A 19,988-nucleotide genomic window follows, 5' to 3' on the forward strand; every position below is an offset into this window, starting at 1 on the left:
AACGACCAGCGTGCCGCCAGCCCCTTGTCGCGTTCGGTGACCGCCAGGCCCAGTTGGTCGGCCTTGCGGGCGGTGTTCCACAGCCGTACCTCGCCCAGGGCGCCGTGCAGCCTGCGGCCGAGTTCGACGCCGCTGCGGTTGGACTGCGCGCCTGGACCGGTGTAGCGGTGACTTCCGTCCAGCCTGCCGTCGAGGTAGAAGCGGATCTCCTGCGCGGGCTGGGTGCCGCTGGATGCTTGGGGAAGCAGCGTCTGCCGCACCACGCTCACGCGGTGGAAGGCGCCGGGGCGCAGGGCTGTGTCGGAGGTGTAGCGGACGGCTTTGCCCTCGGCCTCGCAGAAGGCGAACTCCACCCTGCCGTCGGTCCTGATGCCCAGCTGGTACGGGACGCCGCCCGGGCCGCCGTCGACGGCTTCGCCCTTGGCGATCAGGCCCATGGGCGTGCCGAGCCGGTCGAGCTGGAGGAACACCTCGATCGTGAGGTCGTCCAGCACGTCCAGCGCGGCGTGCGGGGCCACCTCCAGCCCGATGGTGCCGCTCTGGCGCACGGCCCAGGCTTGGGTGAAGGTCGCGGCGAGATGGGCCCACTCGTTGCACGGGAAGCGTTCCGCCGAACGCACCACGCGGTCGCCTACGCGCGCCACCACCTGGTAGCCCTTGATCGGCGAGGGTGTCGCACCCGTTCCGGTGAAGGTCCAGTGGCCCAGCAGTCCCGGTTCGCGCCCCGACATCCGCTGGTGGCGTTCGCCGGAGATCTCCTCAGGGGTTCGCACCCGCCCGAAGACACGTACTTCGTCGATCTGTCCGTGGAGGTAGTCGCCGCTGAACGGCTGGGCGCCCAGGACCAGCGGGCCGTTGCCGGTGTAGGGGCCCTTGGCGGTGCGGCGGGCGACCTCGGTGCCGTCCCGGTAGAGGATCTGCTCGCGGGTGGCACTGACGTACACCGCGGCATAGTGGTGCCAGTCCAGGTCCGGGTAGGGCTGTGTGGTCTTGAGGTCGTCGCTGAACAGCGCGAAGGTGAGGGTGTTGTCGGCAGCGATGTGCAGATGCAGGGTCTGGTCGGTCGCACCGGCCGGGTTCCCGTGCGTGAGGAGCGGTTCCGTGCGGCCGCGCGCGTGTCTGCGCTTGGCCCACAGCTCGATGGTGAAGTCGCGGTGGGACAGGTCGAGCGCGCCGCTCAGGTCGATCCTGTCGTCGCCGTCGAAGGACTGCGTGGGCAGATCAGCCGGGGTGAGGGCCAGGGAGTACGCCGACTCCGCCGTGTTGGCGTGCACGAGCCTGGCCTGCCCGGTCTCGGGATTGACCCACGCCTCCAGGCTCAGATCGCCGGTTGTGGCGACTCCGTCCAGCTTGTCGGCAGGCAGCGAAAGGTACTGGTCCTTGCCGTTGAACAGGTAGGCGCGGCCCGGCATCTCGGCCCGCCACAGGCTGCCGCTCCCCGTGATCGTCGGCCGGGCCGTGCCGTTGGGGACGGAGTGGACGGCGCCGGCGGCCAGAGCGACCAGCCGGGAGCCCGAGGACAGCAGGACCCCGGGCCGGCTGGAGGTGGCCCGGGCGTGGTCGTAGCCGATCACGCTGATCTTGTCGCCTGGCTTGATCGCGGTGCCCGCCGCCAAGAGCCTGATCGTCTTGCCGCCGAGCGGGATCTCGTCGGCCGCGGCGTATCCGGAGCCGCCGATGCCGAGATGGGCGGCCGCCGGAACCTTGACGGCCGCGCCCCCGGTGAGCTGCACCGTCGTGCCGGTGACCTGGGAGACCGTGCCCACCGTCACCGGCGTACCGGCGTTGCCGGCCAGCGCCGCGCTCATCGGTCCCGCCTCGCGTGGCAGGGACCGCCACGTCTCGCTGTCGTTCTTGGCCGTGATGGTCAGGTCGCAGCGGCCGGGCGCGTCGCCGTCGCTCACCTTGATGGTGTAGCCCTCCAGCGCGATGCCCGCGTCACGGGCGACGAAGCTGACGGCGCCGCGTGATGCCGTGAGCTCCTGGACACCGCGGATGACCGTGGTGTCGTAGTAGGCGGCGAAGAACTGAGCGTTGGCTCCGCGGAAGTAGAGCACGATGTTCCCGGTGCCGCTGTCCAGCAGGGCGGGCCGGTCGGCGCCGCGGGCGAAGTCGAGCAAGCCCCCGGAGTAACTCAGCCCGGTGCGGTCGACGCCGAGCGAGGGCATGGCCACGGTCAGGTCGCCGTCGCCCTCGAACGCGACCGACAGGCGGGCCAGCTTCTCCTGGGCGGCCTTCAGCTCCGCCTCCTTCGCGGCGAGCGAACGTTCCAGTTCTCTGACTTTCTGGTCGGCCGAACGCGCTGTCGCCAGTTCGTCCGCGGCCTTCGCCGTCTTGTCCTTGGCGGCCTGGAGGAGCACGTCCACGCCCGACCGCATGGCGCCCCGCACCATGCGCAGGAGACCCGAGTCGTTTGTGAGACCCGCGCTTGACTGGACCACCTTGTACCTCGCCGACTCGACCACCGAGACCGCGAGTTTGCTCTGGCGGTTGACGAGCCGGACGTAGTCACCTTCGGTCAGCAGGGAGAAGTTCGAGGGCGCGTAGGTGGACATGCGCGGCATCGTGGACAGATCGGCGTTCTCATCACGCGACCGCCCCTGACCACCATGTCCTGGTTGAACAGTTTGTATGCCAGGTTGTAGAAGGTCTCGGCGCCCACCTGAACGGTGTCGAGGGCCCAGACCCCCACTGACGGACTATCGGTGAAGACGGACTGCACCGCCGAGGGCGAGCTGGAGGAGCCCGCGACCAGGAGCTTCTTCGCGGACGTTCCACTCGGTCCTTGATCCTGCAGCTTGGGGAAGATCTCGTAGAACCAGGAGGTCACCAGATCCTTCTCGGCGTCGTACCGCTTCTGGTAGGTGCTCACCTCGTGGTTCAGCTGGTCGTACGCGGTCTGGAACTCGGGCAGCCTGGCGGACAGCGGACGCACCCGGGCGATCTCCGGCCGCAACACGGCGATCTCCGGCTCCAGCCGCTTGATCAGCTGCTGCAAGGCGCTGATCTCCTCGGCGTTCTCCCCCTTCGCAGGCCGCTTGAGCAGGGCGGGATCCAGCACGTCCGGTACCTGGGCCAGCCGGCCGTCGCGGCCGACACCGAAGTCCACACTCGCCACGCACGCCTCTGGGCCGTCCTTGGCGGCGAAGGCGAGCATCACCCTGGCCTGCCGCTTGACCGGCTTCGCCGCAGCACCGTACCCGGCAGGAGCCTTCTCCTGCTGGTGGTAGAGGACGGCCGACATGCCCGAAACGACCGTGCGTCCCGTGAGGGTGAAGCTGTCACGCCGCACGCCGGGGTGATCACCCACCGGCGCCCCCGAGCCGACCCAGCGTGCGTCCCCCTTCAGAGTGCCCCTCAGCGCCCGGTCCGTCTGGTCGAAGGCCGTGGTGCCCGTCCCCTCGTCGAACCGGTAGTACGCCACCAGACCCGGCTCGCTACCGATCAGCCGGTGGTTCATCTCGGCGGCGATCTCAGCAGCACTGCGTGCCCGGTTCCACACCCGAACCTCATCGATGTCACCCTTGAAGTAACCGATCGTCCGGCCCCGGTGGACCTTCTTGCCGATCAGCGTGAGCGCGCCGGGATCATCGACAAACGTCATGTCCCCGCTGCCCGACAGTTTGCCGTTCACATACACCCGCACGGTTTTACCGTCGAAGGTGCCGGCGACGTGGCTGTACGTGTCCTTCGCGATCTTCTCGGAGGAGCTGATCAGATATGGAGCGGCATCGTGAGCCAGGTAGACCGTGCCGTCAGGGTTCAGGGCGAGCTGGCAGGCTCCACCCCTGGCCAGCACGGGACCGTCGACCGCTTCGGGCTTGACCCACGCCTCGATCGAATACGGCTTCCCCTTGAACCGCAGCGCCTCCACGTCCCCCAGCTCGACATGGGCATCGTTGCCCGCCAGCCGCAGCGCCGTCTCCGCATGCCCGTCCGAGCCCGCCACCGGCACCAGTTCGCGCTTGGTGAACGGACAGGTACCCGGGTCCCGCTCGAACACCGCGTCCCGGTACACCGGATCCGGGCTCGTGTAGAACCGGGTGCCCCGCGTGTTGAACAAGCCCTGAACGCCCTGTTCGACGTTGAAGCAGTCGACACGGCCGGTGGCGTCGTTATGGGCGAAGAACTGCCAGCGCTGCACATTGTTGACCGCGGTGGGCACCAGCACCGCGGCGAAGCGGCCCTGGCTCAGGTTGCGGATGAACGACAGCTCCTGGGTCGGCTCGTAGAACGGGCGGCCCTCCATGTCCTCAGTGCCCAGGGTGTCCTTGGTCGATTCGGAACGTGTCGCGTGCCGGCTGCGCCGGTAACGCACCTCCAGCACCGGTTTGAGTTTGCCCTCCACCAGCACGAACCGGTCGCACAACAAGGTGTCACGGACCAGTGGCACCTTCTTCGTGCCGTCGAGCACGTAGTCGGTCCTGGACGCGTTGCCCGAACAGCCGGCTCCCGTCAGCTTGTACACAGCGTCGGGGTGCGCGTCACCGATCGACTGCCGCAGCACGACCACGTATGTGCCGTCGGAGATCACATGGAACGGAGCGGACGCCGTCAGCCGCGCCGTCGTGGACAGACGTAAATCGGTCTCGCCAGCTGTCGGCTGCTCGTCGACGGCCGCTTCGACACCGCCACGCTTGACCACCGGCAACGCCGTGGGGCCGACGACGGCGTAACCCACTTCGGCGAGCTCCCGCGGGAAGGCGAGCTCGATCGGGTTCACGCCCCAGAACGCGGCGTCAGCGCCGCTTTTGCCCTTATCCCCAGCCAGATCCAGCACGGAATAGACAATGCGCCGGGACGAGTCCATGGCGAACGCCACGGTCGTGCTCTGGTGACGCGCCATCGTCACGTGGGTGTACGACCGGTCGCCGTAGACCTTGAGCAGCGAATCCTGAGGTGCCACGCTTCCCCCTCCCCGTGCACGAACGCCACCTTCTGACCAGTCCCCACCGGTCGAAACGGCGCATGACAAACCTTGATCCCCGACGGGGCGCCCGTCAGTGTGGCAGCGAGAAGCCGCACGGATAAGGGGCGAACGCGCCAGATCGGGCGGAACAGCTACTGGGAAACGGCCCACTTCGTCGCGGCACGACCGGGCCAGCCAACGGACACCTCGTTGATGTCCCTTTTCAACACGCTGACTTGCCAAGGAAAAGGAGGAGGACAGGTCCGCGTCGTCAAGGGAGCCGTCCTGCGACGACAAGGCGGCCACGCCGTCGCCCCGGACTTCATACGGCGCCCGGAGTGCGCGGATGTGGAGCGCGTAAGGAGGAAATCCTGCGGCTCGTGGAAGTTTCGCGGGCACCTGAACCGTGAGTCCGGAGGTGGGCGCAGGAGCGGGCAGCCGTGGCCGCTACATGCATGAGTTTTCTAGGCGTCGGCGAGAAGAGGGTCGTACGGGGTGCTGGTGCGGCGGCCCGACATGAAGGAGAGGAAGTCGCCCACGAAGGTGCTCCGGCCGTAAGTGCCGTTGGTGGGGTTGAGGTCGCAGTGGAAGGCGGTGCGGAAGAGGGTGCGGTGCTCGTCGGCGTCGATGCTTCCGCTGCCGTCCTTGTCGGTGGCGTCGAAGAGCACCTCGGCGACGCGGATGAGTGCGGGGCCTGCGAGGGAGGGGATGGCGGCGGCGTACTCGTCGGCGCTGACGCGGCCGTCGCCGTCCGTGTCGAGGGCGGCCTGGAGCTCGCGCCACCAGGCGGCGAAGGCGTCGTAGAGCCGGGTCTCCTCGGGCTCGTCCAGGTCCAGGCGGGTGGAGAGTTCGCGTGCCATGGCGGCGAGGTCGGGCCAGTCGAGGTAGCCGTTGCCAGTCTGGTCCAGAACCCGACGGAAGAACTCTCCCGCCGAGCGCCGGACCTCTCCCGTGGCCGCGGGAGGCGAGGATTCCGGGCCGGCGTCGCCGCCCAGTGGTGCGAGGAGACGGAGCAGGGCCGACGCCCGTTTCACACGGGCGCGCAGGGCGGTCACGGTTCGGGCGCGGGGGTCGTCGCTGCCAGGGGAGAGGGAGAGGATTTCGATGATGCTTTCGGCGTTGATCCAGCCGTCGGGCAGGAAGCGGGCGAGCCCGGCGCCGAGGTAGGCGCCCTGCATGAAGGTCTGGGCACCGGGCGTCTCCGGCAGCCCGGCCCTGCGCCGGTGCGGCTCGGGGAGCGAGGCGACGGTGACCGCGCCGAGGAGCGGGCCGACGACGGCTCGGCCGGCCGCCCACAGCGTCGGCGCGCCCTCGAGCAGCGCGGGGGCGGGCAGGTGGTCGAAGAGCCGGTAGAGAATGACGCGGGCGGCTTCGGTGTTCTCCAGCTCGTTCTCGACGACCCGGTCGAAGTACCGCCAGAAGTCGTGCAGGTCCTCGGGAAGTTCTGCGGCGTCGCCGTCGAGCGCGGCGAGGAACGTACGGTACTCGGCGTACATCCGCTCCATCGTGTCCTGGTCGAGTGGCTGGCCGCTCAGGCGGCACATGGTGACGGCGCTCTCGAAGAGGGTGGCGACCACCCAGGCGCGGGTCGCGCGGTCCATCGCGTCGTAGGCGCGGCCGCGGGAGTCGGATCCGCTCATGCGGGCGTGCAGCCGGTTGAGCCGGGCAGCCTCCCGTTCGCGCTCCGCCACGTCGATGTCGAACATGCGCCGCATGCTGAGGAAGGTGTTGCGAAGCCTGCGCCAGGGGTGGGCGACGAAGGTGGAGTTGTCGACGAGGGCGGCACCGATCTGCGGGTGAGCGGCCTCCAACACGGTGGCGCGGATCATGGCCAGTGCCCAGCGCGGGTCGTCGAAGAAGGCGCTGAACTGCGACTCCGGGCCGAACAGGGATGCCTGGTCGGCCGTGCCCGTGGTTTCGGTGGTCATGATGGGTCTCCGTTCGTCCGGGGCGGCACGCCGCCGAAGCGGCGGTCGCGGCGCCGGTAGGTGTGCAGGCACCCGAGGAACTCGGGGGCCCGGAAGTCCGGCCAGAGCACCTCGGGGAAGATCCACTCGGCGTAGGCGACCTGCCAGAGCATGAAGTTGGAGATGCGCTGCTCGCCGGAGGTGCGGATGACGAGGTCCACGTCGGGGGTGTCGGGAAATGGCAGGTGGTCCGCGAAGAGGTGTTCGGTCACTTCATCAGCGGGCGTTTTGCTGCGGATCAGCGACCTTGCGGCCTCCACGATGTCCCGGCGCCCGCCGTGATCGAAGGCCACCGTCAGCGTCATCCCCCGGTTGTCAGCGGTCAACGCCACAAGATCATCGAAGTCCCGGGCCAGTTCACGGGGGATACGCGGGTCGGCGACCCCGAGGAAGCGACAGCGGATGCCACGGGCCAGCAGCAACGCCGCATGCTTCCGAACGACCCGGCGGACCAGGCGCATCAGATAGTCGACTTCGGTGCCCGGGCGGTTCCAGTTCTCGGTGGAGAATGCATACAGGCTGAGCCACTCGACACCGGCGGCCCGGGCCGCCTCGATGATGTCGATGACGGTCGTCTCCGCAGCCCGGTGACCCGCCGTCCGCGGAAGCGAACGCCGCTGCGCCCAGCGGCCGTTACCGTCCATCACGCAGGCTACGTGCCGCGGCACCGCACGCACCGGCCCGTCGTCCTGCCTTGGCTCGTCGCCGTACTGTCGCCCGCCCGGCCGCCCTTCGGTCGCCGAGCGTACGTGCGGGACGCCGTGGTCCGGCACGCCCAGCCCTGCCTCACTCGGAACAGCACGGGCTGCCCTACCGCGCTCGGTCACGCCCACCCCGTCTCGCCCATACCCACGCCCCAGCGGAACGTTCCCCCCTGGGGAGTCTGACGGCGCGATAGAGGTCTGACCGGCCAAACAGGTGACCACCACCCATGGCTCATATGTCCGATTGTCTAGTTCCGGCATCGGCGGCTCTCTCAGGTGACTGCGATCGACAACCTCGTCCGCCTCTGCCTCTGCCTCCCCCGCCGAGCCACCGTCGTCCGGTGGACGCTGGCGTGGGCAGAACAAGCCCTCGGCACATCGCGATCTGGCTGCCTGAGCGGCGAACCCCTGCGCAGACGCCCTCGAAGCGGCAACCGACGCGTGGGTTGAGGCGCGACCGCATACAAGAATCCGCGAACCCGATCGCTTCCGACCTCGACAACTTCAAGAGTCTCGACCAACGATGACGGCCCGGGCGTGGAGGGCGCGACCGCGGAGCGCGGTGGTGACCACCGGGTCGCGCAGCGGGGCCCGCTCGGTGGCCTACCCGGCGTGGAGCAGCAGCCATCCGCACCAGGACCAGGTCGCGGGCCTGTTCTCTGTGCGCTTCCCGGCGAGGTATGGGGCGGGCCGAACGGGGTCCGCACTCAGGTGAGGGTGACCTATGAAGCCGACGGCAAAAGGATCACCAGCGCGCGGCTCAGGGGCGGGAGCAGCCTGGAGTTGAGTGCCGGAGACAGAGTGGAGGCGTTCTACCGGTCCGACGATCCCGACCGGCCACCGACCTCACCCAGCACAACGACCCCCGGCCGCTCGGTGACGCCTACCGGGCGTCCACGCGGAGGCGGCTGCGGACGTCGGTCAGGGCCCCCGGCTGGGCCGGGGACCCGCGTTCGCGCAGATCGGCCAGTGCCGCGCCCAGTTCCTGTACGTCCTGCGGGTCGGTGAGGCGGTGCCAGCAGTGGGGCGCGCGGTTCACCGCCCCGCGTACGCCCGCACCGCCTGTGGGTCACCGAGTGCGGGCTACGGAAGCCCTTCGTGGTGTTGAGGGTTTCAGGTCAGCCAAGCAGCGGGAAGGGAGACCGACGCGGGGACAGGAGTTCCGAGAGCAGCAAGAAGCCCATTGGGAGGAAACCAACCTCTCGCGTCGCTGAAGTTCACCTCGCTGCCGGAGAATATCGCGCGGTTGAAGGACGCCCGGTCGCCGGACGTGCTGCCGGAGAACGTCGCGTCGTGGAAGTTCACCGTGCCGCCGCAAAACGTCGAGGCGATGAAGGCCACCGTGCCGCCGTTGAACGTCGCGTCTCTGAAGAACACCGTGCCGTCGGAGACCGTCGCGCGGGCGAAGCCCACCGTGCCGCCGTTGAACGTCGCGCCGAAGAAGCCCACGATGCCGCCGTTGAAGGTTGCGCCGAAGAAGGACACGATGCCGCCGTTGAAGGTTGCGCCGTGGAAGGTCACCGTGCCGCCGCAGAACGTCGCGCGGCTGAGGGACACCGCGCTGCCGGAGAACACAGCGCCGCGGAAGTCGACCGTGCTGCCGGTGAACGTGGCACCGGTGAAGGACACGGTGCCGTCGGAGAAGGTTGCGCCGGCGAAGCTGAGGCTGCCGTCGATGGTGACGTCGGTGAGGTCGAGGTCGCAGCCTTGCCAGGAGCGGTGGGTTCCTTGGGGGCGTCGGTAGTGGTCGCCGATGAGGCGGAGGATGGTGTGGCGGACTTTGCGTAGGGCCAGGTAGTGGTGGTGTTCCTCCCGGTGTGCGGGGTCGTTGCCGGGGTCGGGGGTGTAGGGGAGTTGGAGGTAGGCGCACAGGACGTCGATGCAGGTTTGGCGCAGCTGGTTGTCGGGGGCGTTGTCGGCGAGGCCGGCCAGGGCGTGGACGCCGCCGAGTCGGACGGCGGGGGAGTCGGAGCCGAGTTTGTCGACGGCCTGGGAGAAACGCTCGGTGTGCAGGCGGGTGGCTTCGCGGTGGGCGCCGGCCTCATCCACGCGCTGGCGGCGGTAGGCGACGACCAGGGCGACGAGCGCGCCGGCCCCGGCGACCACGCCGAAGGCGAGCTCACCAAGTCGAAGAGCGTCGCTGCGTCGAGCTTCGCCGTGCGGTCGATCTCGCGGAAGTCCAGCAGCACCACCAGCCCGTAGAAGACACCGTCCGCGACCAGGGCCGCGGCGACGAAGGTGACGGCCAGGGCCCGGCCGACCTTCCACAAATGCAGTTCCCGGTCGTTCGGGGTCGGTCGCGGCGGTCGGTTCGCTGTCATGCGGAGGGAGACAACGACCGGTGACCCGCGGTTCCCTCGGGCACCCCCGGCGGGGCCGCGCGTTGAGCCAGGCTGCCCACGCCACCATGGCGAACGCCGGCAGCTCCGCGTCGTCGGAGGCCACCCCGCTGACAGCAGGGCGGCACCTCACTGTCACGAGGCAAGACCCTCACACCCCCAGCTCATCCAGCACAGCCTGCTGCTCAACCGTCAGCGCCGACCGTCGGCTGCGCATGTTGCTGCGCCACACCCCCAGTTTCACGGGGACTTCCTGGCCGTCGATGACGGTCGGTTCGACATGCCCACGGGCGGGTACCGCGGCTTCCCCTTCGCGTGCCCGAAACGCGCGCATCGCGGTGACGCCCCGCTCGAACGCCGCCGACCGCGCCCCGCTCGACTTCCCCTCTTCGCCACCGGCTGCGGTGCGGGCTTCACCCCCCAGCTCGCCGAGCCGGCGCTGCTGCTCGGTGTCGAGATCGCCCCACCGTTCGGTCTGCCGGGCCAGCCAGCGGCCGATGTCCTCACCGCCGACGGTCACCCCAGGCCGCAGCTCCTCCAGTAACGCTGGGAGGGGGGTTTGTTGGTGCACAGTGAGGCGGCTGGTCTGGGGTGTTGCTGGTTCGCTGAGAGGTGGAATTGGCGTCTCGGACAGGTGGGCGGGGGTACCTGAGCTGGGGTTATGTGTTCTGTGCTGAGCGGGGCTGGGTCTGTTGTAGTTAGTTCCGGCGTGTAAAGGCCTGGTTGGTGTTTGTGCTGGTCAGGGCTGTTTTGCCTGGCTGGCAGGTGTGCCTATCGGCCTCGGCGGGGGCGGTGTTGGGTTTCGGCGAGGTGGTCGAGGCGGATCGTGTCGAGGGTGGTTTTGGTGATGCGTTCGGTGCCGTCACTGATGGCGGTGATGGCGGCTTGGCGGATGAGTCGGGTGAGGGATCCGATGCGGCCGGCGGTGCGCTGGTGGAGGTAGGGGGCGTGGCGGGGGAGGGTGCCGGGTTTGTGCTGCTGGAGGTCGAGGGCGTTCTCGAGATCTGTGATGACCTCGCGGAAGGGTTCACGCTTGCCGTGGCGGGCGGAGAGGGGGCCGCAGTCGACGAGGGTGGCGCGTCCGGCGAGTTGGGCGCCTCTCACGCCGGTGAACAGGGGGGTGTCGGTGACGTTGATGCCGGCGTAGACGAATGTCGCGGGCAGGCGTTCGCTCAGGTCTTTCAAAAGGTCGGCGGTTTGGGCGCCGGTGGTGGTGCGGGGGTTGAGGCGGTGGATCTCGTCGATCATCACCAGCTGGACACCGGCCTGGGTGTAGGTGTGGCAGACGGCTTCGGTGATCTGGGTCTGGGTCATGCGCGCGGCCACGGGGATGCCGAGGTAGCGGGCGAATTCGGTGATGAGGGTTTTCGCGGTCGCGCCGGGCGGGACCAGAACATACGCGACGGGTACTGCGGTGTCTGCTGACCCGGGCGGCGGCGGGTTTCTGCGGGTGTGGGCGAGGTGGCAGGTACGCCCGACGTTCAGGAGCGCGGTGGTTTTCCCGGCTGCGGCGGGTCCGGTGACGATGAGGGAGGGCCGTGCGGTGGTCTGCTGATGGCGTCCGAGGATCATCAGGGTGCGGACCTGGGTGGCCAGGGTGTGGATGGCGGGGGTGCGGATGGTGACGAAGCTGGAGTGGTAGGCCAGGCGTTCCTCTGTGTTGCGGGATGGGTCGCCGGGCCGGGGAGGGACGTCGGGGTCGGTGGTGGCGAAGCGGTGCCAGCCCTGCCAGGTGGTCAGCGGCCAGGACAGCTCGGCTCCGCCGCTGTCGCCGGCTGGTGTGCTGCTCGCGCTTGTCTGGCTGGGGTTCACCATGTGGCGGCTTCCTCGTGCGCGTTGTAGAGCCCGAATCCGGTGGCCGGGGCGGGGCTGAGGTCGTCGTCGGGCAGGTTGTCGAGGTCGTCGATGCTGTCGTCGTTGCCTTCGGTGGCTTGCTGCGCCAAGTTGTCGGCGGGTGCTTCGGTGCCGGGGTCCCCATCGCGGGCTGCGGGGAGAGGGAGGTGAGCGGTGCGGGCCAGGAGTGCCTGCTCCGTTGTGGTGGCGTGGCCGCTGTGGACGCGGCGCATGAGCTGGTCGAGGGCGTCGGCGAGGCTGGCTTCGTGCTGCTCGGCGTCACCGTGGTTGCCGTCAACGGCCTGGGTGCGGATGTGCTGCCAGGTGCGTTCGTCGAAGGGCCGGTGGACGTGGTCGCGGTGGATCCAGGGAATCTCGGTGAGTTCACCGTCGGGAAGGCGGACCCAGATCTGGCGCACGTCGTGGGGGTTGTAGTGGATTTCCCATTTCCCGCCGCGGCCGGCGACGGGGGATGCCTGGCTGCGGTGCGGGGCGAGGAAGTCCGCGTCGTAGGTGCGGTGGTGGATGCTGATGCCGGCGGGGGTGATGGCCTGCCAGCGCACGGGGAGCAGTTCGAGGTAGTCGCGCCCGGTCAACGGGACGGATACATAGCCGGCGACGGCGACGAGCGCGGCCCACATCTCGTTCGGCGTGAGTGCCTTCCTGGGCATCATCGGGTGGCGCAGCCCTTCGTGGGGCCGGTGGTGGTAGTGCACCAGCCACTCATCGAGGAGGTCCTGCAGCTGGGCGACGCTGTAGCAGGCGTCTTTCTCGGTGTCGGGGCCGCGGCGGGTGACGTCGGATCCGGTGTAGCCGGGCAGGTGCTGGCAGAACAGGGCGTTGATGGAGCCGAAGGTGCGCTCGACGATGCCCTTCGCGGTGGGGGCGCGGGGCGGGGCCGGCTGGACACTGATGCCGAGGCTCTCGCAGGCGGCGGTGAACGCCCGGGAGACGAAGACTTTGCCGCGGTCGACGACGATCGTTTTGGGCAGGACGACCGGCCGGGCCGCCGCACCGGCCAGACGCTCGTCCAGCGTGGCCAGCCGCTGGTGGGGGAGTGTGCGGGCGTGGTCCATGCGCAGGATGTCCGGCCAGGCCGGCCTGGCCGGGTGCGGGACCGCCATCTCCGCGAGCAGCAGGGCCGCGTCCACGGCTTTGGTCGCGCTGGGGCACAGCACGGCGGCGAGGATGGCGCGGGTGGCGACATCGACGGCGATAGTCAGCTCGGGCCGGGCCAGGCGCCCGTCGTCGAAGAGGGCCAAGACATCCAGGCGGGTGGTATCGATCTGGACCTGCTCGCCCAGCCGCAGCGCCATGGCGGGAGTGAAAGCCCGCCCCTCGACACTCGCGGGCACCTGCCGCACCGGACCACTGGGCAATTCGCCGGGGCGGGCGAGTGTGGTGACGAGCCGGTACAGCGTCGCCTGGGACGGCACGGGTACCGCGCCGGGGCCATGCTGATCTTCGAGGATCTGGTTGATGAGCGGGAACAGGCCGTTGATGGTGCCTTTGGAGCGCCCGCGCCGGCGGCGCAGCGCTTCACGGACGGCGGCGACGACCCGTTCGTCGGACCGCCCGGTAGGGCTGGAGGCACGAGTGGTGCGGTGGTCCAAGAGCCCCCACAGGCCCTGCTTGCGATAAGCGAGCCGCATGCGCTGCACCGTGGTGCGCGACACCCGGCCGAACCCGAGCGCGGTCAGCTCCTCGGCCTTGGCCTGCTCCCGCTCGGCCAGCGTGTGCCGCTCTGGGTCGTACTGCTCACGCACCGCTCCAGCACTGCCGGGCCCGCCGGCAAGGCCGCATTCGACTTCCCGCACGTGCCGCTGCCAGGCCAGGGCCTTCTCACGTGCCGCGGCGGGGGCGGTCTCGAACAGCCCCCACTGCGGGGCCGCCTGCGGCACTTCGGCCCCGATGACGCTGAAGCCGGGATCGGCGAACAGGTAACCGGCGAGCACCGCCTCGCCACCGCCGTCCGGGCCGACGAGGTGAATGGTCTGCCCGGACAGGGCGACCACCTGCCACTTCACACCGCGGAACCGGACCTGCGCTCCGACCTTCACCGATGGTCGGGCATTGCGCCGCGCGGTCACCGGACCCCTCCCGCCGCGCCAGGGCCCGGGCCATTCCAGCCCGCAGGGCTGACCAGGACGCGTTCATGCAGTGGTGCCTCCATGTCTGCCGTCACCCGCCCGTGCCACAGGGCGTGGAAGACGGCGGGAAGAATCTCGATCGGGTCGCCGGCCGCTTCGACGCCCTCGATCAGCGGCCGTGGCCGCGCGAACGCCTCCACGACCGTGGGCGTCAGGCCGGGGCGGCCGGCGTTGCGGGGGTGGCGGTAGCCGGCCAGCCACTTCAGATTGGCGGCCAGGACGTCGTCGAGCGGCGCAAGACGCCGGTAGGCCCAGCCGATCTCCTCACACGCCGCGCTCACCGCTTCGGCGGCCTTCACCGCACGGTCGCCGCCGGCCTCCGGGTGGCTGGGACAGTCGGCCAGCAGACCCGTGCCGTCGCGGTACCGGGCGAACAGCTGCGGCACCCAGGAACGCACCCGACCCCGCTCCTCGCGCCACATCAGCCGTACCGGACGCCCCGCGAACCCGGTTACATCGGAGTTGCGGTCCAGGACCATCAGCTGGGTGCGCATCGCGTTCGACCCGGCCGCCACGTGCCGCCCGGTGGTCGCCGACCACCACAGCCCCGGCCCCCAGCGGCGCCCCGGGATCACCGGGAACGCCGACACCGGCGGCAACTCCTCGAACGCCACGGTCATGGCGGCATCGGCCCACCGCTGCTGAACCGACTGCCCCACCGGATCGAGGAACACCGCCTCGAACCCGCTCCCACGATCCACGGTCCTCTGCCCTGCCCGGCCCCCGGGCCGGGCCCCTCCTGTGCTGATCACCTGCGCCAGCCAAGCCGCTACCGCCAGCAGACGCTGCGGTTTTCAGGGTTTCTGCCACAAACGAGTGCCGTATCAGCTAACAGCCGACGCACCCACTCCCGGTCGTTCTCACCCGTCGTCTTCCTGCCCGACCGCCGTCAGCACCCTCCTGAGCGTCTCGGCGGGCATGTCCGCCCACCGGGCCACCTCCTCCAGCGGCACCCCGCCGTTCACCGCCGCCACCGCGGTCCGCTTCCAGGCCGCCTCGATCAAACCGGTACTGCGACCGAGACTGCGCAGCAGCTGCCGGGCGACGTCGGCGGTCGGCCCGCTCTGCACGCCCCGCAGCTGGAGCAGCTGCTCCTCAGCGCTCTCGATCGTCCGGGTGATCAGCATCCGCTCTTCGGCGGGCACCGCCGCCCGCCACATCGTTCCCGACCCCGGCGCGCGCTCCTCCTTGCCGAGCACCCGCAACTGCCCGGCCGCGGTCACCGGCTGATGTTCCCGGCGCACCCACCAAGGATCGTTCACGTACTCAGCCGAGCCGCCGACTGTGCGGCGCTGGCGGATGACGGCGCCTATCCAGGCGATCAGCGGACCGCCGTGATCCGTCGCTGCCAGCGGCCCCAGCCACGTCCGCCCGACGCGCTCTCCGAGCTGGCGGCAGAACATCCCGTCGGCGGGCAGCGCCCGTGGCCGCCCGGCACCGCTGTCCCTCCACACCAGCTCGACCATGCCCGAATCGAGCACCGCGTCGGCGACGGCTACCACCTCGGGGAAGACGACCGTGTCCCGCCCCACGATCCGCCACCGCTCCAATTCCGTCCCTGCGTCTCCGCCCGCCACCTGGTGCAGGCGCCGCGGCCAGATCGTCTCCTGCTCCCAGCCAAAGGCCTGATCCCACCAGCGGGCCACCACCGCATGCGCCAGCGCGAACACCCGCTCCGGCTCAGTCCCGGCCCGCACCGCCCGTCGTGCCACTCCCGTCCACTGCCGCTGCGCCGCGACCACCTCCGGCAGGTGCCGCACGTCCAGGTACTCGTGGGGCTGGTCGGCGTCCGCGTCCAGGAGCCACCGCCCGTGCCGCGCGCACACGCGATCCCACCGCGGGGCGTACCACACGACCCGCGCCACTGTCCCGGTACGCCGAGCAGCGCACAGGCGGCAGCCGAATGCCACCGGCCCGGCGACCGCGCCGCCGATCCGCCACGCCGCCGCCGGCACCCTGTCCCCCTGGGTCGGCAGCTTGGCGTCCTCCCGCGCCCAGGACGGCAACGCCCGCGCCAGAACGTCTTCTTCCACGCCGCACAGGCCTGCCAGGAGCTGCCGTCCAGCTGCATTCAGCAGCACCTCGGCGTCGGCCCGACAGGCCCCGCCCTCGTGCTTGGGCTGGTGGTTGCGCCAGTGCCAGCACGACCGCAATGCCTTCACTTCCTGCCCGTAGCGGTTCGCGATACGGCAGATCAGCGACGAGGTCGTTTCTCCCTGCAGGGGAGCGGTCCGCAGGATGCCCGGGTGATGGATCACTCCACAACAGTCCTGTGTTCGCCGTCCCAGGCGGGCACTTTTGCAAGGATGCCCAGCGGTCACGGCCTGAACCTGCCGAATAACACGACATCCCGGGACCATTGCGGGCTCCGGGGTCTCGCACAGCCTGGCTCAACGGCGGACAACGGCGGTGTCAGGCCCAGTCCATGCCCAGCTCCCGCAGCGCCTCCAACTGTTCCTGGGCAAGTCGGTCGCGCCTGGATTTGGTGTTCGAAATCCATACGCCGAGCCGGACCGAGACCGGCTCGGCTTCGCCGTCGACCGTGATCGCGACGACCGCGCCGCGAGGCACCGGCCGGTCGCCTTCCTGTTCCTTCCACTGGGTGAGGGCTGCTAGGCCGCGCTGGAAGGCCTGCTGTGCCTTGCTCGGCCCCTTCGTCGTGCGCGTGGCTGCCGGGGCTGGAGCGGGCCGTTCGACGGGCGTCACACCCAGCGCGGTCAGCCGCTGCTGCTGCTCGGTCGACAGCTGCGCCCAGGTGCCCGGGTTCTTCTGGCGTGTGAGCCATCGCCCGATGTCGTCGCCGTCGAAGGTGACGCCTGGCGGGATGGCTGGCAGGTGGCCGTCGGCGTCGACCAGGTCGGCGAGGACGCGGTAGTGGCGCTGCCAGTCCAGCGGCCACGGGCAGTTCCAGTCCTCATCGATCGCGGCCAGCTGCTGCGCGCGCTGCGCCGCGCGCTTCGGGTCCTTGCCGAGACCGCCCTTGCGGCGGAGGTTGGCGATGTGCTGGCCGATGGGCACCATCGCCTCCCCCTCACCCTGACCCCAGAGGGCGTCTTGGCGGGGTGCGAGGTGCCCGTGCGCGCGGTGGTAGGAGCGGAGTGCGGCGAGTTTGGTCTCCCATGCTTCGTCGCCGGGTTCCCACACCATTCCGGCGTCGTCGAGGAGTTCTCTGCGGTGGGGGTCGAGTTCGCCTGTGCGGTGTGCGCGGCGTTGCTGGTGGACCCATCTGCCCAGCGGGAAGTCCTTCGTCGCTCCCACGGTCGCCTCGGTGTCGTAGGGGACGGCGTGCAGGCCGGTGATCTGGTTCTCGGTGCGCCAGCGGGTGAGGGCTTGGTAGCCCTCGAGCCAGACGAGTGATTGGGGTCGGATGACGCGGCAGCGGGTGAGGGCGGCGATGTCGGCGGCGTCGCGGGGGGTGGCGAAGTTGACCACGACCGAGGTGACCCGGTCGACCTCCCGCTGCGCCTCGCTGCTCTCCTCAGGGATGTCCTCGTTCTCCGGGCCGGGCGCGGGGGCGGGGGTGGGGCGGAGATGCATGCGCCGGCGTTCGGTAGCGCGGGTCTGGGCGCGGGAGGCGAGTTGGTCGACCATGCGTTCTGAGTGGGAGCGCAGGGCTTGGAGGATGTCGACCAGGGGCTGGTAGCTGGCCGAGGCGACCATGTCCTTCGGGTCTTCCCCGGGCTGGAGGAAGACGGGGATGATGATCCGGGCGGTCTTGGTCGTGCCGTCGGGGTTGGGGCGTAGGGCGCGTCCGATGTTCTGGACGATGTCGACTTGGGAGCTGCGGGAGCCGACGATGCACACGGCTTCGACTCCGCGTAGTCCGGTGATGTCGACCCCGACCCCCAGCGCCCGTACGGAGGAGAGGAACGCCCGGTGCACCCGCCGGTTGTTGGCGTCGATGCCGTTGGCGAACCGGTGGATCACCGCACGCCGGTGCGCGATGGGATGGTCCCCGCACAGCCAGTCCGCCCACACCCGCTCCGCAGGCACGTGGCGCCCGTCGTCCAGCTCGTACAGCTCGGCGTCGATCGACGACGCGGGCAGCTCCTCCGCCTCGGCCAGCGTCGCCGCGGAGGCCTCGGCGGTGTACAGATCGGCGGCCGTTGCCGGCATCTGCTCGGCGAACGCCGCGGCTTCTTCCACCCGCTGGTGGAAGACCATGGTGGTGTGCAGGTTCTGCTGCGCCGCGTGTTCCAGCAGCGCTGCTTGGAGCAGGGCCATGCGCCGGCCGCGCAGGGCGTCCTCGGACAGGCCCAGGATCGGGTCGGGGTCGCGGATCTCCAGCACGTCGATCTCGAACCCCGCGAGGATCGAGCGTTCCACTGCCTCCGCCAACCCGAGATCGAAAATGCGGGTGCCGTAGGTGCGGGAGTCGTCCTCCATCGACGCGATCACCACCTCCCGCCCGTCCCGGCCCCGCTGCGGCCTAGGCGCGGCGAGGATCCGCGGAGTCGCGGTCAGGTACAGCCGGAAGTCGACCGGAATCCGGGACTGGTCGTGGATCGCCGCCCACGGCCGCCCCATATCCCCCGCCGTCATGTGCCCCTCGTCCAGCACGGCCAGGTCGAACGACGCCATCCGCTGCCCATACAGCCGCTCCCCACCCGCCAGAGCCGACTCCAACGGCCCAGGAACAGTCCCACGGCCAGAGACATCGGTAGGGTCCTCGCGGTCCACGAGAGAGGCGTACGTCGCGAACACGACCACCGGCCCAGCCCCAGCCCACAGGGCGAGCTGGATCGGATTGGTGGTGGTGCGCACTGCGAGCTGCTCCAGGACCTCGTCCTTGTCCACCGAGCAGACCGCGACCATCGGTGCGCGGTGCCCGATCCGCCGCCAGGCCTGGGCACTCTGCACGATCAGGTCCAGCGTGGGCACCATCACCAGAACCCGCCCGCTCGGGAAGTACTCCAGAGCGCATGCAGCGGTGGTGATCGTCTTACCGGACCCGGTCGCGGACACCCCCATCGCACGCGCCCCCTCCGGAGGAACAGGCGATCTTGCAGGAAATCCAACCCAGTCACGAAAGCTCAACTTCTGGTCGACCTGGTGCTCCTTGAGTGGAACCAAAAGCATTTCTAAACCTTCCCCGATTCCCATTCCTGTGGTCTTTCAGATGGCCCCATGCGGAATGCAGGCCGCACCGAGGTCGTTCCAGATCGACGCATCCGCCTTCTGCCAGCCGCCGGGCTTTCCGTCCCTGAAGGGCGACTTGTCGTCCGGGTCGTAGTGCCCGGCATCGAGCGTGCAGACGATGACGTCCCCGTCGCTGCTCCTCGTCCGCCCAGTGCGCAGACCGCCGGCCTCGCCCAGCGCCTCCAGACCCGGCGCCGCGCCGTGGTGTGCGGGTACGTGCTCGGCAGCACGGCCTCCCGGACGAACCTATCCAGCCGCACCAGGGCGAACCGCTCACGCTGCCTCCGCGAGATGTACGGCCAGCTCAGCAGCCCCGGCCGACCGGGCGCCGCGCCGCTCCCAGCCCCGGTCCGCGATGCCCACCAGGGCCTCGCTCACGACCGCCACGCCGTCATCCCAGTCGTCCGAGAACAGCGCGCCCCGAGAGGCCGGCGCCATGCCGTCCAGCTCCACCACCCGGCACTGCGTCCCGGCGACCGACCCCGGCCACCAGGGCGCCCGCCTCACTCGCGGGCATTCCCTGCACCTCCAGGAGCGCGCATCTTCAACCGGGCGGCCGGGCCCGCCTTCTGGTACTGCGTCACCCGGCGCACAGAATCGCTGCTCAGCACGATCGGGTCCGATAGATTGGAGACCGGTCATCTACGGTCGTTCCTCTCGGAATTCTAGGGAGGTCCCCAGGAGGTAGAGGGGTGTCCTGTCTTTCCGCCAACATTACATGCTGCATCTAACAGAGGCACCGATACACTGGAACCCACACGAACGAGCGCCCCCACCCTCGCAGCCAGCCTGGCCCGCGCCAGCGGGCCCAGACGGTCCTGGAGGCGCAGCCGGAAGGACCGTTGAGGCGGGGGAGCGCAGCGGACCCGCCGACCCGGACCGAAGCGAAGCGTAGGCCCGGTAAGTGGGACGAAGTCCCACCGGTCCGGGAGCGCAGCGGACGGACC

The 19,988-nt window shown here is 69.9% G+C and carries 13 protein-coding genes and 1 pseudogene; 1 reads left to right on the forward strand and 13 read right to left on the reverse strand.

Going from position 1 to position 19,988, the window contains the following annotated elements:
* Nucleotides 1-113: 113 nt before the first annotated feature.
* From ACYVE9_RS01900 to ACYVE9_RS01925, 6 genes and pseudogenes are all read right to left on the reverse strand, one after another.
* Nucleotides 114-2,564 (reverse strand): annotated as a pseudogene (locus ACYVE9_RS01900) (LamG domain-containing protein); the annotation flags it as partial.
* Nucleotides 2,519-4,822 (reverse strand): LamG domain-containing protein, encoded by a 2,304-nt coding sequence (locus ACYVE9_RS01905; RefSeq protein ID WP_461025908.1) that lies wholly within the window; start codon nucleotides 4,820-4,822, stop codon nucleotides 2,519-2,521. The pseudogene ACYVE9_RS01900 and the gene ACYVE9_RS01905, both read right to left, overlap by 46 nt.
* 551 nt (nucleotides 4,823-5,373) lie before the next feature.
* The gene (locus ACYVE9_RS01910) at nucleotides 5,374-6,837 is read right to left on the reverse strand and encodes an oxygenase MpaB family protein (protein WP_461025909.1); all 1,464 of its coding nucleotides are present in this window, start codon (nucleotides 6,835-6,837) and stop codon (nucleotides 5,374-5,376) included.
* A complete protein-coding gene (gene uppS / locus ACYVE9_RS01915) occupies nucleotides 6,834-7,553 on the reverse strand; it encodes a polyprenyl diphosphate synthase (RefSeq protein WP_461025910.1) in 720 nt (239 codons plus the stop codon). The genes ACYVE9_RS01910 and uppS overlap by 4 nt, the downstream gene beginning before the upstream one ends.
* Nucleotides 7,554-8,463: 910 nt before the next feature.
* Nucleotides 8,464-8,619 carry a hypothetical protein gene (locus ACYVE9_RS01920; RefSeq protein ID WP_461025911.1) on the reverse strand — a complete coding sequence of 52 codons (156 nt, stop codon included), beginning with the start codon at nucleotides 8,617-8,619 and terminating at the stop codon, nucleotides 8,464-8,466.
* Between the two features lie 74 nt (nucleotides 8,620-8,693).
* On the reverse strand, nucleotides 8,694-9,629 hold the full coding sequence (locus tag ACYVE9_RS01925) for a pentapeptide repeat-containing protein (protein ID WP_461025912.1): 936 nt from the start codon (nucleotides 9,627-9,629) through the stop codon (nucleotides 8,694-8,696).
* Here ACYVE9_RS01925 and ACYVE9_RS01930 point away from each other — a divergent pair.
* Nucleotides 9,609-9,782, forward strand: coding sequence for a hypothetical protein (locus ACYVE9_RS01930; protein WP_461025913.1), 174 nt, complete (start codon nucleotides 9,609-9,611; stop codon nucleotides 9,780-9,782). The two genes, ACYVE9_RS01925 and ACYVE9_RS01930, sit on opposite strands and share 21 nt — an antisense overlap.
* Before the next feature lie 288 nt (nucleotides 9,783-10,070).
* On the opposite strand, the gene ACYVE9_RS01935 is transcribed toward ACYVE9_RS01930, so the two are convergent.
* The 7 genes from ACYVE9_RS01935 to ACYVE9_RS01965 all read right to left on the reverse strand — a co-directional run bounded on the left by ACYVE9_RS01935 (nucleotide 10,071) and on the right by ACYVE9_RS01965 (nucleotide 19,548).
* Nucleotides 10,071-10,439, reverse strand: coding sequence for a helicase associated domain-containing protein (locus ACYVE9_RS01935; RefSeq protein WP_461025914.1), 369 nt, complete (start codon nucleotides 10,437-10,439; stop codon nucleotides 10,071-10,073).
* A 251-nt stretch (nucleotides 10,440-10,690) separates the two neighbouring features.
* Nucleotides 10,691-11,659: a TniB family NTP-binding protein gene (locus ACYVE9_RS01940; protein ID WP_461025920.1), complete on the reverse strand. Its 969-nt coding sequence runs from the start codon at nucleotides 11,657-11,659 to the stop codon at nucleotides 10,691-10,693.
* 68 nt (nucleotides 11,660-11,727) lie between these two features.
* Nucleotides 11,728-13,812: a Mu transposase C-terminal domain-containing protein gene (locus tag ACYVE9_RS01945; protein WP_461025915.1), complete on the reverse strand. Its 2,085-nt coding sequence runs from the start codon at nucleotides 13,810-13,812 to the stop codon at nucleotides 11,728-11,730.
* A 26-nt stretch (nucleotides 13,813-13,838) separates the two neighbouring features.
* Nucleotides 13,839-14,603: a TnsA-like heteromeric transposase endonuclease subunit gene (locus tag ACYVE9_RS01950; RefSeq protein WP_461025916.1), complete on the reverse strand. Its 765-nt coding sequence runs from the start codon at nucleotides 14,601-14,603 to the stop codon at nucleotides 13,839-13,841.
* 159 nt (nucleotides 14,604-14,762) lie between these two features.
* Nucleotides 14,763-16,160 (reverse strand): TniQ family protein, encoded by a 1,398-nt coding sequence (locus ACYVE9_RS01955; protein ID WP_461025917.1) that lies wholly within the window; start codon nucleotides 16,158-16,160, stop codon nucleotides 14,763-14,765.
* A 154-nt stretch (nucleotides 16,161-16,314) separates the two neighbouring features.
* Nucleotides 16,315-18,981 carry a helicase associated domain-containing protein gene (locus ACYVE9_RS01960; protein ID WP_461025918.1) on the reverse strand — a complete coding sequence of 889 codons (2,667 nt, stop codon included), beginning with the start codon at nucleotides 18,979-18,981 and terminating at the stop codon, nucleotides 16,315-16,317.
* A 333-nt stretch (nucleotides 18,982-19,314) separates the two neighbouring features.
* Nucleotides 19,315-19,548, reverse strand: a complete 234-nt coding sequence (locus ACYVE9_RS01965) for a hypothetical protein (protein WP_461025919.1) — start codon at nucleotides 19,546-19,548, stop codon at nucleotides 19,315-19,317.
* Nucleotides 19,549-19,988 lie beyond the last annotated feature (440 nt).

This window comes from Streptomyces sparsus (assembly GCF_054776295.1).